This window comes from Agrococcus terreus (genome assembly GCF_014645235.1).
Classification (GTDB): domain Bacteria; phylum Actinomycetota; class Actinomycetes; order Actinomycetales; family Microbacteriaceae; genus Agrococcus; species Agrococcus terreus.
On sequence record NZ_BMLM01000001.1, the window covers coordinates 171,670 to 186,148 of the forward strand.

Annotated in this window: 16 protein-coding genes; 7 read left to right on the forward strand and 9 right to left on the reverse strand. The window is 73.0% G+C overall.

Annotation, left to right across the window (positions count from 1 at the left end; all coding sequences use genetic code 11):
* Window positions 1-51 precede the first annotated feature (51 nt).
* The 7 genes from IEW90_RS00875 to IEW90_RS00905 form a co-directional block, all read right to left on the reverse strand.
* Window positions 52-609, reverse strand: a complete 558-nt coding sequence (locus IEW90_RS00875) for a T6SS immunity protein Tdi1 domain-containing protein (protein WP_188715033.1) — start codon at window positions 607-609, stop codon at window positions 52-54.
* 9 nt (window positions 610-618) lie between these two features.
* Complete coding sequence (locus IEW90_RS00880) at window positions 619-1,179, reverse strand: GAD-like domain-containing protein (RefSeq protein WP_188715035.1); 561 nt, start codon at window positions 1,177-1,179, stop codon at window positions 619-621.
* Between the two features lie 34 nt (window positions 1,180-1,213).
* Window positions 1,214-1,774 carry a GAD-like domain-containing protein gene (locus tag IEW90_RS00885; RefSeq protein WP_188715037.1) on the reverse strand — a complete coding sequence of 187 codons (561 nt, stop codon included), beginning with the start codon at window positions 1,772-1,774 and terminating at the stop codon, window positions 1,214-1,216.
* Between the two features lie 9 nt (window positions 1,775-1,783).
* Window positions 1,784-2,467 carry a polymorphic toxin type 15 domain-containing protein gene (locus tag IEW90_RS00890; RefSeq protein WP_188715039.1) on the reverse strand — a complete coding sequence of 228 codons (684 nt, stop codon included), beginning with the start codon at window positions 2,465-2,467 and terminating at the stop codon, window positions 1,784-1,786.
* A 4-nt stretch (window positions 2,468-2,471) separates the two neighbouring features.
* Window positions 2,472-3,185: a WXG100-like domain-containing protein gene (locus IEW90_RS00895; protein ID WP_444541777.1), complete on the reverse strand. Its 714-nt coding sequence runs from the start codon at window positions 3,183-3,185 to the stop codon at window positions 2,472-2,474.
* Window positions 3,186-3,272: 87 nt separating this feature from the next.
* On the reverse strand, window positions 3,273-4,652 hold the full coding sequence (gene purB / locus IEW90_RS00900; RefSeq protein WP_188715044.1) for an adenylosuccinate lyase: 1,380 nt from the start codon (window positions 4,650-4,652) through the stop codon (window positions 3,273-3,275).
* Between the two features lie 7 nt (window positions 4,653-4,659).
* On the reverse strand, window positions 4,660-5,172 hold the full coding sequence (locus IEW90_RS00905; RefSeq protein WP_373284689.1) for a low molecular weight protein-tyrosine-phosphatase: 513 nt from the start codon (window positions 5,170-5,172) through the stop codon (window positions 4,660-4,662).
* A 128-nt stretch (window positions 5,173-5,300) separates the two neighbouring features.
* Between IEW90_RS00905 and IEW90_RS00910 the strand changes: the two genes are divergently transcribed.
* Both IEW90_RS00910 and IEW90_RS00915 read left to right on the forward strand, forming a co-directional pair.
* Window positions 5,301-5,552: a hypothetical protein gene (locus tag IEW90_RS00910; protein ID WP_188715048.1), complete on the forward strand. Its 252-nt coding sequence runs from the start codon at window positions 5,301-5,303 to the stop codon at window positions 5,550-5,552.
* Window positions 5,549-7,252, forward strand: coding sequence for a hypothetical protein (locus IEW90_RS00915; protein ID WP_188715051.1), 1,704 nt, complete (start codon window positions 5,549-5,551; stop codon window positions 7,250-7,252). The genes IEW90_RS00910 and IEW90_RS00915 overlap by 4 nt, the downstream gene beginning before the upstream one ends.
* On the opposite strand, the gene IEW90_RS00920 is transcribed toward IEW90_RS00915, so the two are convergent.
* The gene (locus tag IEW90_RS00920) at window positions 7,249-7,653 is read right to left on the reverse strand and encodes a phage holin family protein (RefSeq protein ID WP_188715052.1); all 405 of its coding nucleotides are present in this window, start codon (window positions 7,651-7,653) and stop codon (window positions 7,249-7,251) included. The genes IEW90_RS00915 and IEW90_RS00920 overlap by 4 nt on opposite strands.
* 58 nt (window positions 7,654-7,711) lie before the next feature.
* Between IEW90_RS00920 and IEW90_RS00925 the strand changes: the two genes are divergently transcribed.
* The 4 genes from IEW90_RS00925 to IEW90_RS00940 are packed head-to-tail and all read left to right on the forward strand — an operon-like array spanning window position 7,712 to window position 12,261.
* Window positions 7,712-8,815, forward strand: coding sequence for a histidinol-phosphate transaminase (locus IEW90_RS00925; RefSeq protein WP_188715054.1), 1,104 nt, complete (start codon window positions 7,712-7,714; stop codon window positions 8,813-8,815).
* Window positions 8,812-9,945, forward strand: a complete 1,134-nt coding sequence (locus tag IEW90_RS00930) for a thiamine pyrophosphate-dependent enzyme (RefSeq protein ID WP_229679429.1) — start codon at window positions 8,812-8,814, stop codon at window positions 9,943-9,945. The genes IEW90_RS00925 and IEW90_RS00930 overlap by 4 nt, the downstream gene beginning before the upstream one ends.
* Entirely contained in the window at window positions 9,942-10,958 is a 1,017-nt protein-coding gene (locus tag IEW90_RS00935; protein WP_188715055.1) for an alpha-ketoacid dehydrogenase subunit beta, read from the forward strand. Before IEW90_RS00930 ends, IEW90_RS00935 begins: the two co-directional genes overlap by 4 nt.
* Window positions 10,959-10,974: 16 nt before the next feature.
* Window positions 10,975-12,261, forward strand: coding sequence for a dihydrolipoamide acetyltransferase family protein (locus tag IEW90_RS00940; RefSeq protein WP_188715057.1), 1,287 nt, complete (start codon window positions 10,975-10,977; stop codon window positions 12,259-12,261).
* Between the two features lie 112 nt (window positions 12,262-12,373).
* Here IEW90_RS00940 and nadE read toward each other — a convergent pair whose 3' ends face one another.
* Entirely contained in the window at window positions 12,374-13,207 is an 834-nt protein-coding gene (gene nadE / locus IEW90_RS00945; RefSeq protein ID WP_188715064.1) for an NAD(+) synthase, read from the reverse strand.
* 102 nt (window positions 13,208-13,309) lie between these two features.
* On the opposite strand from nadE, the gene IEW90_RS00950 reads away from it, so the two are divergent.
* Window positions 13,310-14,431 (forward strand): metal ABC transporter substrate-binding protein, encoded by a 1,122-nt coding sequence (locus tag IEW90_RS00950; protein ID WP_188715075.1) that lies wholly within the window; start codon window positions 13,310-13,312, stop codon window positions 14,429-14,431.
* Window positions 14,432-14,479: the final 48 nt, after the last annotated feature.

A 14,479-nucleotide genomic window follows, 5' to 3' on the forward strand; every position in this document is an offset into this window, starting at 1 on the left:
ATGCTCGTCGCCCGAGGTGATCGCACGCTGGGAGACGGCCGCGTCGCCCGCTCAGTGCTCGATCACGCCCTGGAGCTCGACCATCGTGCGGATCGCCTCGATGGTCTTGCGGGGCTTGAGGTTGTCGACGTGCTTCGGGCCGCCGAGGGAGAGCAGCGGCACGTACGTGAACGACTCGTCGAACGCGAGCGGGTTGTGCGCCGCGACAGCCTCCGGGAACATGTCCCAGTCGAACTCCTCAGCCAGGTAGTCCTCGCCGTCGAGGGCAAGCATCCCGAGCAGGGTGTCGAGGTCGGTGCCCACCCCCGACGCCGAGCCGTTGCGGTAGATGGCGCCGACGCCGATGCCTGGCTCCCACGTCACGACGTCCGCGAGGCCGGTGACCAGGAACGGGATCGAGATCCGCTGCCCGATGACCTTGCCGAGGACGTCACCGATGCCTCGCTCGTACGCGACGGGATCGATCACGCGGAAGAACCCGTAGCCGAAGGTGCCGAAGCCGTACGTCTCCCACAAGTCGACGACCTCGGGGTGGACGCGATCCCGGTACGCGTCGATCGTGGTCTGCGGGACGGGGGCGTGGAGGACGAAGTCGGTGATCGGGATCATGCTGGCGTCTCAGTGCTCGATGAGGCCCTGGAGCTCGACCATCGTGCGGATCGCCTCGATGGTCTTGCGGGGCTCGAGGTTCGCGACCGACTTCGGGCCGCCCAGGGAGAGCAGCGGCACGTAGGTGAACGACTCGTCGAACGCGAGTGGACCGTGGGTCGCGACCGCCTCGGGGAACGCGCTCCAGTCCAGCACGCGGGCGAGGTGCTTCGCGCCACCGCTGCGGGTCAGGTTGAAGAACGTCGAGACCTTCGAGCCGAGACCTCGGGTGTCCCCGTTCCGGTAGATGATGCCCGTCAGGCCCGCGCCCGGCTCCCAGACGATCAGGTCGGCGAGCCCGGTCACCATCAGGGGGATGGACTCGGTGCCGCCGACCACGCGGCCGATGCAGTCGCCGACGCCGCGCTCGTACTCGCGCGGGTCGATGACGCGCACGAAGCCCTCGCCGAAGGTCCCGAACCCGTATCGCTCCCAGACCTCCACCATCTCGGCGGGCACGCGCTCGCGGTACGCCGCGACGACCTCCGCCGGCACGGGGGCGACCTGCTGGAAGTCGGAGATCTCGATCATGATCGACGCTCGGCGTCGGTGCGGCCCGGGTGGATCAGTGCTCGATCACACCCTGGAACTCGACCATCGTGCGGATCGCCTCGATGGTCTTGCGGGGCTTGAGGTTCTCGACCTTCTTCGGCCCACCGAGCGAGAGCAGGGGCACGTAGGTGAACGACTCGTCGAACGCGAGCGGGCCATGCACCTGCTGCGCCGCGAAGAAGTTCGCGCCGTCGAAGACGTCGACGACGTACTGGTCGCCGTCGAGGTCGAGCCAGTCCGGGATCGCGTTGACGTCGCTGCCGATGCCCGTGGTGCGCTGGTCGCGGTAGATGATGCCCACGACGCCGTGGCCGGGATCCCAGGTGATGAGGTCGGCGAGGCCAGTGACCATGATGGGGATCGCGATGCGGTTGCCGGTGACCTTGCCGATGACGTCGCCGATGCCGCGCTCATAGGCCCCGGGGTCGATGATGCGGAAGAACCCGTTGCCGAAGGTGCCGAACCCGTACGTCTCCCAGAGCTCGATGACCTCGGGGTGCACGCGATCCCGGTAGGCGTCGATCGTCGCCTGCGGGACCGGGGCGTGGAGGACGAAGTCCGTGATCGGGATCATGCGGCCACCCTATGAGAACGAGATGTTCATGAAGACCTGGGACAGATCGGCGCCGGGATTGTTCGCGACGAACTCCGCCACGGCGCTGTCGAGGGCACCGACGCGGCCACGCCACTGGGATCCGAGCGACGAGTTCACTCCACTGTCGCCGACGCCGGAGATGTCGGTCTGCGATCCGCCCGCGATGCCGTCGAGGCGGTGGGTGGCGGCCTGGGTGGCGAGCCAGTCCCGCGCGTCCTGCGCCGCCTGCTCCGGCGTCAGGTTCCGATCCGCTCGGCGGAGATCGCGGATGCGGTCGCGGAGCGCGATGTCGCGGGCTTCCTGCTGGGCGCGCACCGACGCGCTCGTGCGCCCGTTCTCGAGGTAGTCGCCGCGGTTGCGGATCCAGTCGGCGACCGACATGTCCTGCAGCGCGTCGACCTGCTCGTTCACCTGCCGGTTGAACTCCGCCTGGTCGTAGCGGCGATTGTTGAAGGCCCGCACGTCGACGTCCATCGTCGTCGGGTTCTCGACGTCCTGCCGGCGCACGCCGCGCGCGAGCTCCGCGTCCTTGCGGCGGATGGCCTCGGCCATCTCCTTGATCTTGTCCTTCGAGCGCTTCGACTGCCCGGCGACGCCGCGGGCGATGCGGGGCAGCACGTCCTGCAGGGCGTCGATCGCCTCGCGCGTGAGCGTCTTCAGTGCTTGCGACATGCGGTCACCCCGTGAAGATCTGGCAGGAGGAGAGCTGCGAGAGGAAGTCCTCGGCGAGCGCCTCCTGGTCGTCGCCGTTGGCGTCGAGGTCGGCCGCGGCCTGGTCGAGCGCCGCGAGGTCGGCGCCGAACTCGCTCACGTCGCCGGTCTGGCCCTCGACGATGGGCGAGTCGAGCATCGCCATGACCGCAGGCACGGCCTGGTTGAAGAGCGGCTCGACGACCATCGGCAGCAGGCGCGCCGCGAGCTGGTCGATGGCGATGTTCGTGGCGACGTCGAGCAGCTTCTTGCGCAGCGCGATGATCGCGGCGTTCGCGGCGAGGCTCGCGCCGAGCGTGAAGACGGCGCTCGCCGCAGCCGCCGCGATCTGCGCGGCGGTGATGACGAGCTCGGCGATCACCTTCACCTTGAGGGCGAGCACCGCGTCGGCGGCGATGTCGATGCCGGACGCCGCCGGGTCGAGCACGTCGACGAGCTTCTCGACGTTCTGCTGGCGGTTCGTGTCCCACGCGTTGCCGAAGGAGTTCGCGGCCTGCGCCTTCATGGCGCTGCCGACGTCGTCCTTGATCCGGGCCGTCGCCTGGTCGATCGTGCCCTCGATGTCGTCCTTGAAGGTGCGGATGATGTTCGCCGCACGGCGCATCTCGTCCTCGTCGAGGGGCGGCCAGTCGTACCCGAGCATGTCGAGCACCCAGACCAGCTCGCCCGGCAGGTTCATCGCCACGGGACACCTCCTCCACCCTGGCGCTCACGCTAGGGCGGCGGGGTGGGGGAGGGAATGGGGAGAACTCCCCGTCGGCGCTCGCTAGGCGAGGCGGTCGACGAGCTGCGCCGCGACCCCGGTGTACGTGCCCGGCGTGAGCGCCTTCAGGCGCCCCTTCGCGTCGTCGGAGATGTCGAGGCCGTCGACGAAGGCCGCGAGCTCGGCCGCGCCGACGCGCTGCCCGCGCGTGAGCTCCTTGAGCTGCGCGTACGGGTCGGCGATCGACGAGCGGCCGGCGAGCACCTCGGCGCGGATGACGGTCTGGATCGCCTCGGCCAGCACCTCCCAGTTGCCCTCGAGCGCGGCGTCGAGCGCGGTGTCCGACACGGCGATCTCGCCGAGGCCGCGGCGCAGGTTGTCGAGCGCGAGCAGCGAGTGGCCGAGCGCGACGCCCACGTTGCGCTGCGTCGACGAGTCGGTGAGGTCGCGCTGCAGGCGGCTCGTGACGAGCGTCGCCGAGAGCGACTCGAGCAGCGCCGACGCGATTTCGAGGTTCGCCTCGGCGTTCTCGAAGCGGATGGGGTTGATCTTGTGCGGCATGGTCGACGAGCCGGTCGCACCGGCGACCGGGATCTGCGTGAACGTGCCGAGCATGATGTACGTCCACACGTCGGTCGCGAGGTTGTGGAGGATGCGGCCCGCGTGCGAGATCGCGCCGAAGAGCTCGGCCTGCCAGTCGTGCGACTCGATCTGCGTCGTGAGCGGGTTCCACTCGAGCCCGAGCGACTCGACGAAGGCGGATGCCGTGGCCGGCCAGTCGGCGCCCGGCTCGGCGACGACGTGGGCCGAGAAGGTGCCGGTCGCGCCCGCGAACTTGCCGAGCACCTCCACCTGCTCGATGCGGCGGGCCTGGCGCTCGAGGCGCCACGCGACGACCGCGAGCTCCTTCCCGAGCGTCGTCGGCGTCGCCGGCTGGCCGTGCGTGAGCGAGAGCATGGGGCGCTCGCGGTGCTCCTCGGCGAGCTCGCGCAGGCGGTCGATCACCGCGCGGAACGCCGGCAACCAGACCTCCTGCACGGCCGCGCGGATGGTGAGCGCGTAGGAGAGGTTGTTGATGTCCTCGCTCGTGCAGGCGATGTGCACGGCCTCGGCGAGCGCGCCGAGCCCCTGCTGCTCGAGCCGGTCGCGCACGAGGTACTCGACGGCCTTGACGTCGTGGCGCGTGACCGCCTCCTTCGCCGCGAGCCAGTCGATCTCCTCCTGGCCGAAGCCGGCGGCCCAGGCGCGCAGCGAGGCGGCGTCGTCGGCCGAGATCGTCGGCGCGCCGAAGAGGCCGCGCTCCGCGACGAAGACGAGCCACTCGACCTCGACGTGCACGCGGGCGCGGTTGAGGCCGGCCTCCGAGAGGTGCTCGGCGAGGCCCGAGGTCTGCGCCTGGTAGCGGCCGTCGAGCGGCGAGAGGGGCTGGATGGGCAGCGGCATGGTGCTCCTAGCTGCGGAGGGCGGGCTGGATCTGGCGGAACAGCCGGCCGACCGCGGTCTCGATCTGGCGGAGGACCGTGCCGAAGAAGGCGTCCTCCGAGTAGTAGGGGTCGGGCACGTCGGGGCCCGTGGCCTCCGGGTCGAACGAGAGCAGCAGCCGGATCTTCGACTGCTGCTCGTCGGTGCGGGCGAGCGAGCGCAGCGCCCGCTCCTGGCCGCGGTCGAAGGCGATGACGAGGTCGACGCTGTCGAACCACTGCGCCTGGAACTGCTTCGCGCGATGGCCGCTCGCGTCGTAGCCCGCGTCGGCGAGCACCGCGAGGGTGCGCGGGTCGGCGGTCTCGCCCACGTGGTACTCGCTGAGGCCGGCGCTCATGACGAGCAGCCGGTCGGCGATGCCGTGCTGCTCGGCGAGCCGCTCGAAGGCGACCTCGGCCATCGGCGAGCGGCAGATGTTGCCGGTGCAGACGAACGCGACGCGGAAGCGCGTGGCGTCGGCGAACGCCCGGTCGATGGTCACGACCTCCATCCTGCCGGATCGCGCGATCCGACGGGCCGTCGCGGCGCCGTCCACAGGTCGCCGACCGCCCGGCGCGTGACGGCGACGTCGGATGCGATGGTCCCGCCGGGAGGTGCCCGATGACGGTGATGACGACGGCAGCGCAGGCGGCGCTCGCGGCGGCCGCCGCGGCCGAGATCCGCGCGGCGAGCGCAGCGGTGGCGCGCGCGGCGCGGCTGGTGGAGGAAGCCGAGGGGCTCGTGGGCGTGCACGGGGACGACGGCTGGCTGGGTCCCGCGCGCGGCGCGTTCGACGACGCGTGCGGGCGGCTGCGGCGCGCGGCGGGCGTCGAGGCCCACGAGCTGCGGCTGCTCGAGGGCGCGATCGAGGCGGCGCTGTGAGCGCCGGCAGCGGCGGCGGCTCGTTCGGCGCGCCGGTGGGCAGCCTCGGCGGGTTCACGGGCGGCGGCTCGTTCACGGGCGGCGGCGGATCGTTCGCGCCCGGCCCGGGGGCCGCGCCCCAGGGCAAGCGGGGCGTGACGGTCGCCTGGGATCCGACCGCCACGGGCGCCGTCACGGCGCAGCTGCGCGAGGCGCGGCAGCGGGTGCTCGACGCCGCCCGGGCGCTCCGCACCGCGCCCGACCTGCGCGTGCCGGCCGGCGCCGGCATCGATGCGGCGCGGCTCGCCACCTGCGCCGACGAGCTGGCCGCGCGCACGGCCGCGCTCGCGCGCCTCGCCGACGAGCTGGAGCGGCTCGCCGACACGACGCTGCTCGCCGGCCGCGCGTACGAGCACGCGTCGCAGGCGGTGCGCGGCGCGATCGAGGAGCTCGCGGGCCACGCCGCGTGGGCGGGCGGGCGACTGCTCGGCGCGGGCGCCGCCGCGCTCGGCGGCATTGCGGCGACCTCGCTGCTCGGTCTCGCTCCGGTGGCGCTCGCGGTCGGCCTCGCGGCCGTGCCGCTCGCGGCGTGGCTCGCGACGTCGCGCCCCGACCTGCTCGCGCGGGCCGTGGCGGCCGCGCCCGGCCTCGCGGCGACCGCCTCGCGCGGCACGGGAGGGGCCGCGGACGCGGCGATGACGCGTGTCGACGCCTTCCTGCAGCAGACGTCGGGCTTCTGGGACCGCGCCGGCGAGGCGCTGCTGGCCACGCCGGGCTTCGCCGCGGCGCTGCGGCTCGGCGTGGAGTCGGCCGACGAGATGGCGGCCGGGTTCCTCGGGGTGCCGCTGCCGGTCGTCGAGGCGCTCGAGCGCGGGATCGGAGAGGACGAGCTGCTCGCCCTGCTCGCGGGCGGGGCGGCGATCGGCGTGCGCGCGGGCGCCGGCGTCGGGCAGGTACGTCCCGCGGTGCTCGTGCGCGACACCACGGCCGCGCCGACGCCCGTGACGGCGCCGGCCGAGGCGATGCGCGTGCTCCGCGGGCAGCCGGACCAGGTCGTCGTGCACGAGCTCCGGCAGCCGGACGGCTCCCGCCGCTTCCAGGTGTTCGTCGACGGCACGCAGGACTTCGGCCTGAGCCGCGAGACGGGGCTCGACGGCCTCGCGAACGTCGAGAACGGCGCGGCCGCCGTCTCGGCGCACGAGGGCTCGGCCGCGGCGCTCGCCGAGGCGCTCCGCTCCGCGGGCGTGGGGCCCGGCGATGCCGTCGATCTCTTCGGGTACTCGCAGGGCGGGCACGCGGCGATGGGCGTGGCCGCCTCCGGCGACTTCGACGTGCGCTCGGTGACGACGATCGGCTCGCCGGTCGACGGCCTCGACGTGCCGCAGGGCGTCGCGGTGCTGCCGCTGGCGCAGGCGGGCGACCTCGTGCCGGCCGCGATGGGCTCGCCGGACGAGCCGGGCCGGCTCGGCGAACTCGTCGCGGCCGCGCGGGGCGTCGAGGCGCACGCGCCCGCCGCGCCGACGGTCGAGCTCGCGCCGGCGCACGGCGTGGGCAGCGGCGCGTTCGCGCGCCACGATCCCGAGGGCTACCTCGTGGCGCTCGAGGGCGCGCCGGCCGAGAGCACGCGGATGGAGCGCTTCGTCGACCGGCTCGAGCGGCAGCTGGACGGCGCCGAGGGCGTCGCGACGACGAGCGTCCGGCTGCGGCGGGAAGGGGTCTAGCGCTCCCGCGGGCGGTCGCGGCCGAAGATCGGCCGCGTCACGATCGTGATGAGCCAGGTGAGGAACGCGATGCAGACGGCCGCGAGCATGCCCCACCAGAAGCTCTCGAGCTCGAGGCCGAACCCGATGAGGTTCGAGAGCCAGTGCACGATCATGAGCAGGAAGGCGTTCACGAACAGGGCGATGATGCCGAGCGTGAGGATGTAGAGCGGGAACGCGACGATCCGGATGAGGTTGCCGATCGTCGCGTTGACGATGGCGAACACGAGCGCCACGCCGAGCGTGGTCAGCGCGACGTCCCACCACGCGGGGCCGTAGGAGTCGATCTCGATGCCGGGCACGACGAGCGTCACGACCCAGATGGCGATCGCGGTGAACAGCACGCGGAGCAGGAAGCGCATGCCTGGATCATCGCATCCATATCCCCCGAGGGGCCACGACGCGCAATAGCCTGGGCCGGTGACTGTGCGACTTCGCCGCGAGATCGCGGAGGTTCCCCCGTACCAGCAGGGACGGCCCGCCCCGGAGGGCGGGTTCAAGCTCTCGAGCAACGAGAACCCGTTCCCGCCGCTGCCGGCGGTCGTCGAGGCCGTGCAGCGGGAGGCCGAGCGGGTGAACCGCTACCCCCGGCCCGGCGCCCCCGACCTCAAGGCCGCGCTCGCGGCCGAGCTCGGCGTCGAGGCGGAGCGCATCCTCATCGGCGACGGCTCCGCGTCGCTGCTGCAGCAGCTCATCCACGCCGTCGCCGGCCCCGGCGACGAGGTCGTCTACGCCTGGCGCTCGTTCGACGCCTACCCGCTGTTCGTCCGCACCGGCGGCGCGACGCCCGTCGAGGTGCCGCTCACCGCCGACCACGAGCACGACCTCGAGGCGATGGCCGCCGCGATCACCGAGCGCACCCGCGCCGTGATCGTCTGCAGCCCGAACAACCCCACCGGCACGATCGTCGGCGCCGAGGAGCTCGACGCCTTCCTCGACCGCATCCCCGCCGACGTGCTCGTCATGCTCGACGAGGCCTACGTGGAGTTCGTGCGCGAGCCCACGTTCGACGGGATCGACCAGCAGCGCCGCCGCGACAACGTCGTGGTGCTCCGCACCTTCTCGAAGGCGCACGGCCTCGCGGGCCTCCGCGTCGGCTACGCCGTCGGCGACCCGGCGGTGCTGTTCGGCGCCGACGTCGCCGGCGTGCCGCTCTCGCAGACGGCCCTGGCCTCCTCGGCCGCGATCGCGGCGCTCGAGCACGTCGGCGAGACGTTCGCGCGCATCGAGGTGCTCGCCGAGCAGCGCGACGCGCTCTGGCACCGCCTCGTCGACGCCGGCGTGCCCGCGCCCCGCCCGCACGGCAACTTCCTCTGGGTCCCCTCGCGGCCCGGCCAGGAGGAGCGGATCCACGACATCCTCTTCTCGGAGCGGATCGTCGCGAAGGTCTTCCCCGAGGGCACGCGCATCTCGATCGGCGAGCCCGAGAGCTTCGACCACGTGCTCGCGGCGGCCGTGCGCATCCAGGAGCTGCAGACCGACGCGCCCGCGGCCGCCGAGCGCCAGGAGGCGTCGTCGCTGTGAGCGCCGGCACAGCCATCCGCGCCCGCGCCGCGGAGCCCATCCGACTCCTCGACGAGGACGGCCGGATCGTCGAGACCGACGAGAACGCCGAGCACCACGCGCTCGCCGCGCAGCTGAGCACCGACGACCGGCTCGCGATGCACCGCGAGATGGTCGCGACGCGCGCCTTCGACATCGAGGCCGGCAACCTGCAGCGGCAGGGCAAGCTCGGCCTGTGGGTGCCGTCGCTCGGCCAGGAGGGCGGCCAGGTCGGCGCCGCATGGGCGACGCGGCCGCAGGACACGATCTTCCCCAGCTACCGCGAGCACCTCATCGCGCTGCACCGCGGTGTCGAGATGCTGCAGATCCTCGACATCTTCCGCGGCGCGCGCCACGGCGGCTGGGACCCGCTCGAGACGCAGGGCATGCGCATCTACTCGCTCGTCATCGGCACGCACGCGCTCCACGCGACGGGCTACGCGATGGGCGTGCGCCTCGACGGCCGCTGCGGCACGGGCGACGCGGAGGCGGACGAGGCCGTCGTCGCCTTCTACGGCGACGGCGCGGCGAGCCAGGGCGACGCGAGCGAGGGCCTCGTCTTCGCCGCGAGCTACGAGGCGCCCGTCGTCTTCTTCGTGCAGAACAACAAGTGGGCGATCTCGGTGCCCTCGAGCCGCCAGTCCCGCTTCCCGCTCCACGAGCGCGCCCGCGGCTTCGGCCTCGACGCGGCGTGGGTCGACGGCAACGACCCGCTCGCCTCGTTCGCCGTCACGCGCCGGATGCTCGACGCGGCCCGGCAGGGCCGGCCCGGCTACGTCGAGGCCGACACGTACCGGATGGGCGCGCACACCACGAGCGACGACCCCACCCGCTACCGCGACGACGCCGAGGTGGAGGCGTGGCGCCGCCGCGACCCGATCGAGCGCATGGCCGCGCACCTGCGCGAGCTGGGCGTCGACGACGCGGCGCTCGCGGCGATCGGCGAGGAGGCGACCGAGGCGGCCGCCGACGTGCGCCGCCGCATGCTCGCGGCCGGCGGCCCGGCGAGCGACGACATCTTCGACCACGTCTACAGCGAGCCGCACCCGCTGATGGTGGAGCAGAAGCGCGCGCTGGGCGAGTTCGAAGCGAGCTTCGGGGACGAGCGATGACCGAGACCCAGACCCAGGCCGCGGCCGCCGAGCGGCCCGCGACGACGACGATGCCGCTCGCGAAGGCGCTGAACAGCGCCCTGCGCGAGGCGATGCGCGCCGACGAGAAGGTGCTGCTCATGGGCGAGGACATCGGCCCGCTCGGCGGCGTCTTCCGCATCACCGACGGCCTGCAGGCTGAGTTCGGCGCCGACCGCGTGCTCGACACCCCGCTCGCCGAGTCGGGCATCATCGGCACCGCGATCGGCCTCGCGATGCGCGGCTACCGCCCGGTCGTCGAGATCCAGTTCGACGGCTTCGTCTACCCCGGCTTCGACCAGATCGTCTCGCAGCTCGCGAAGCTCACCGCGCGCCACCGCGGCGCCGTCTCGATGCCCGTCGTCATCCGCATCCCCTACGGCGGCCACATCGGCGCCGTCGAGCACCACCAGGAGAGCCCGGAGGCGTACTTCGCGCACACGGCGGGCCTGCGGGTCGTGAGCCCGTCGACCGCGAACGACGCGCACTGGATGCTGCGGCAGGCGATCGAGAGCGACGACCCCGTCATCTTCCTCGAGCCGAAGTCGAAGTACTGGTCGAAGGGCGAGGTGCTCGCCGAGCCCGCGGTCGACCTCCACCGAACGGTCGTCGCGAAGCCGGGCACCGACGTGACGCTCGTCGGCCACGGCGCGATGGTGCACGTGCTGCTGCAGGCGGCGCAGATCGCCGAGCGCGAGGGCACGAGCGTCGAGGTGCTCGACCTGCGCTCGCTCTCGCCCATCGACTGGGCGCCCATCGTGGAGTCGGCGCAGCGCACCGGCCGCGTCGTCGTCGCGCAGGAGGCGCCCGGCCACGTGTCGGTCGGCTCCGAGATCGCCGCGACGGTCGCCGAGCGCGCCTTCTACTCGCTCGAGGCGCCCGTGCTGCGGGTGTCCGGCTTCGACGCGCCCTTCCCGCCGGCGCAGCTCGAGGACGTCTACCTGCCCGACGCCGACCGCGTGCTCGACGCCGTCGACCGCGCGCTCGCCTACTGAGACCGAAGAGGACCCGATGCAGGAGTTCAGGCTGCCCGACCCGGGCGAGGGCCTCACCGAGGCCGAGATCGTCAGCTGGCGCGTCCAGCCGGGCGACGCGGTCCACGTCAACGACGTCCTCCTCGAGGTCGAGACCGCGAAGTCGCTCGTCGAGCTGCCGAGCCCGTTCGACGGCACCGTCGAGGCGCTGCTCGTCGAGCCGGGCCAGACCGTCGAGGTCGGCACGCCCATCATCCGCGTCTCCGGCGGCGACGCCGAGACCGTCGAGACCACGCGCGCCACCGAGCAGACGATCGAGCGCGACGAGGACGGCGGCGCCGTGCTCGTCGGCTACGGGGTGCGCGGCGGGGCGGAGACCCGCCGGCGCAAGCCGCACACGGTGCGCGAGGTGCCCGAGCGCGACCGCCCGGCGCCGCCCGCGTCGGTGCCCGCGGCCGCCGCGGCGCCCGTGATCGCCAAGCCGCCCATCCGCAAGCTCGCGAAGGACCTCGGCGTCGACCTCGCCTCGCTCGAGGGCACGGGCCTCGCGGGCGAGGTGACGCGCGACGACGTCGTGCGCGCCGCCGAGCAGGCGAAGGTGTTCCGCAACCTCGACGCGCCCGCCTGGTCGGGCGGCCGCGAGGAGCGCGTGCCGGTGAAGGGCGTGCGGAAGGTCATCGCGCAGGCGATGGTCGACTCGGCGCAGTCGGCGCCGCACGTGTCGGTCTTCACGGACGTCGACGCGAGCCGCACGATGGAGTTCGTCAAGCGGCTCAAGGCCTCGCCCGACTTCGCCGACGTGAAGGTGTCGCCGCTGCTCATCATGGCGAAGGCGATCCTGTGGGCGATCCGCCGCAACCCGCTCGTGAACTCGACGTTCAAGGGCGACGAGATCGTCGTCCACCACTACGTGAACCTCGGCATCGCCGCCGCGACGCCGCGGGGCCTCCTCGTGCCGAACATCAAGGACGCGCAGGACCTCTCGCTGCTCGAGCTCGCGAAGGCGCTGCAGCAGCTCACGACGACCGCGCGCGAGGGCCGCACGCAGCCGGCCGAGCTCGCGAACGGCACGTTCACGATCACGAACATCGGCGTCTTCGGCATGGACACGGGCACGCCCATCCTCAACCCGGGGGAGACGGGCATCGTGGCGCTCGGCACGATCCGGCAGAAGCCGTGGGTCGTCGACGGGGAGGTGCGCCCGCGCTGGGTGACGACGGTGGGCGGATCGTTCGACCACCGGGCGATCGACGGCGACGTGATCAGCCGCTTCGTGGCCGACGTCGCCTCGATCCTCGAGGAGCCGGCGCTCCTGCTCGACTGATGCAGGTGCCGTCGGCGGCTCCCACGGGCTGAGCCGCTCCGTTCACCTGCGGTGTGGTCTCGACTCGGTCAGCGCGCTGCGCGCGCGGACCGGCTCGACCGGCGGAGGGGCGTCAGCGCCACCAGCCGTCCTCGGGGCCGACGGGCACCTGGCGCTTGTGCTCGGTGCGGTCGTAGCGCTCGATGATCGCCGCGGCCTCCTCGGGCGCGACCTCCTCGCCGCGCAGGAACGCGTCGAGCACCTCGTAGGTGACGCCGAGCTCGTGCTCGTCGAGCTGCCCGGGGCGGTCGTCGAGCAGGTCGGCGGTCGGCGGCTTCTGCCAGAGGCGGTCGGGCGAGCCGAGCTCGCGCAGCAGCTCGCGCCCCTGCCCCTTCGTGAGGCCGTTGAGCGGCAGCACGTCGGCGCCGCCGTCGCCGTACTTCGTGAAGAAGCCGGTCACGGCCTCGGCGGCGTGGTCGGTGCCCACGACGAGCAGGCCCAGCTGGCCGCCGACCGCGTACTGCGCGATCATGCGCGCACGTGCCTTGACGTTGCCCTTGTGGTAGTCGGAGACTTCACCGATCGCCGCCTCGACCGAGGCCTCGAGCGCGTCGACGCCGGGCTTCACGTCGACCGTGACCTCCCGGTCGGCGCGGATGAAGTCGAGCGCCAGCTGCGCGTCGTCCTCGTCGGCCTGCACGCCGTAGGGGAGGCGCACCGCGACGAACGTCGCCTCGCCGCCCCCCGCGCGCGCGCGCTCGACCGCGAGCTGCGCGAGGCGGCCGGCGAGCGAGGAGTCCTGCCCGCCGGAGATGCCGAGCACGAGGCCCTGGGCGCCGGTCGAGCCGAGGTAGTCGGCGAGGAAGGCGACGCGGCGCTCGACCTCGGCCGCCGGGTCGATCGACGGTCGGACGCCGAGCGCCTCGACGATGGACTGCTGGGTGGTGCCGCGCGCGGTCTGCTCCATGGCAGAAGCGTAGTCAGCCCGCCTCGGAGGCCGATCCTCGTGCTCCATGATTTTGACAATCGTTCTCATCGGCTCTACGGTCGTGGAGGAAAGCGAGGACCCATGCACCGCACCCCCACGACCGTCGGCGCCGTCGCCGCGACCGCGATCGTCTCCCTGGCGCTCGCCGGCTGCGCCACCGGATCCGCCGCCGAGCCCGAGGCGGGCGACGGCCTCCAGGTGGTCGCGACGACGACCCAGCTCGGCGACTTCGCGCGCGAGGTCGCGGGCGACGACGCGCAGATCACGCAGCTGCTGCAGCCCGGCCAGTCGGCGCACGGCTTCGACCCGAGCCCGCAGGCGCTGCAGGGCCTCGCCGCCGCCGACGTGCTCGTGATCAACGGCGCTGGCCTCGAGGAGTGGCTCGACAGCGCCGTCGAGGCGTCCGGCTTCGACGGCACGATCGTCGACACCTCGGAGGACGTGCACCTGCACGAGGGCGCGGGCCACGACCACGGCGACCACGCCCACGAGGGCGAGGAGGCGCACGAGGAGCACGCGCACGAGGACGAGACGCAGGCCGAGGACGCACTCGAGGACGAGGCGCACGCGGAGGACGAGCACGCCGACGAGGCCGGCGCGGAGGACAGCCACGGCCACGACCACGCGATCGACCCGCACACGTGGTCGGACCCGCACAACGCCATCCACATGGTCGAGTCGATCGTCGCCGGGCTCTCGGCCGCCGACGAGGCGTCCGCCGACGCGTTCGCCGCGAACGGCGAGGCGTACGTCGGGCAGCTCGAGGCGCTCGACGCCTGGATCCACGCCTCCGTCGACCAGGTGCCCGCGGATGAGCGGCTGCTCGTGACGACGCACGACACGTTCTCGTACCTCGCGGAGGCGCAGGGCATCGAGGTCGTCGGCAACGTCATGGCGTCGCTCGACGACAACGCCGAGCCGAGCGCCGCCGAGATGGACGCGCTCATCGCCGCCATCCGCGACACCGGCGTGCGCGCCGTCTTCTCGGAGACCTCCATCAACCCCGCCCTCGCCGAGACCATCGCGCGCGACGCCGGCGTCGAGGTCTTCTCGGGCGAGGATGCGCTCTACGCCGACTCGCTCGGCGCGGAGGGATCGGCCGGCGCGACCTACATCGGCAGCCAGATCCACAACATCACCCGCATCGTGGAATCCTGGGGTGCGGAGCCGGCAGCGCTCCCCGCGGAGCTGGAGGAGCCCTGAACCCGATCGTCGACATCGCGCGCGCGAGCCTCTCGCACGCAGGCGGCA

Coding starts and splice junctions, on each gene's coding strand:
- IEW90_RS00875 (WP_188715033.1), bottom strand. CDS start 609: ATGATCCCGATCACCGACTTCGTCCTCCACGCCCCCGTCCCGCAGACC.
- IEW90_RS00880 (WP_188715035.1), bottom strand. CDS start 1,179: ATGATCGAGATCTCCGACTTCCAGCAGGTCGCCCCCGTGCCGGCGGAG.
- IEW90_RS00885 (WP_188715037.1), bottom strand. CDS start 1,774: ATGATCCCGATCACGGACTTCGTCCTCCACGCCCCGGTCCCGCAGGCG.
- IEW90_RS00890 (WP_188715039.1), bottom strand. CDS start 2,467: ATGTCGCAAGCACTGAAGACGCTCACGCGCGAGGCGATCGACGCCCTG.
- IEW90_RS00895 (WP_444541777.1), bottom strand. CDS start 3,185: ATGAACCTGCCGGGCGAGCTGGTCTGGGTGCTCGACATGCTCGGGTAC.
- purB (WP_188715044.1), bottom strand. CDS start 4,652: ATGCCGCTGCCCATCCAGCCCCTCTCGCCGCTCGACGGCCGCTACCAG.
- IEW90_RS00910 (WP_188715048.1), top strand. CDS start 5,301: ATGACGACGGCAGCGCAGGCGGCGCTCGCGGCGGCCGCCGCGGCCGAG.
- IEW90_RS00920 (WP_188715052.1), bottom strand. CDS start 7,653: ATGCGCTTCCTGCTCCGCGTGCTGTTCACCGCGATCGCCATCTGGGTC.
- IEW90_RS00935 (WP_188715055.1), top strand. CDS start 9,942: ATGACCGAGACCCAGACCCAGGCCGCGGCCGCCGAGCGGCCCGCGACG.
- IEW90_RS00940 (WP_188715057.1), top strand. CDS start 10,975: ATGCAGGAGTTCAGGCTGCCCGACCCGGGCGAGGGCCTCACCGAGGCC.
- nadE (WP_188715064.1), bottom strand. CDS start 13,207: ATGGAGCAGACCGCGCGCGGCACCACCCAGCAGTCCATCGTCGAGGCG.
- IEW90_RS00950 (WP_188715075.1), top strand. CDS start 13,310: ATGCACCGCACCCCCACGACCGTCGGCGCCGTCGCCGCGACCGCGATC.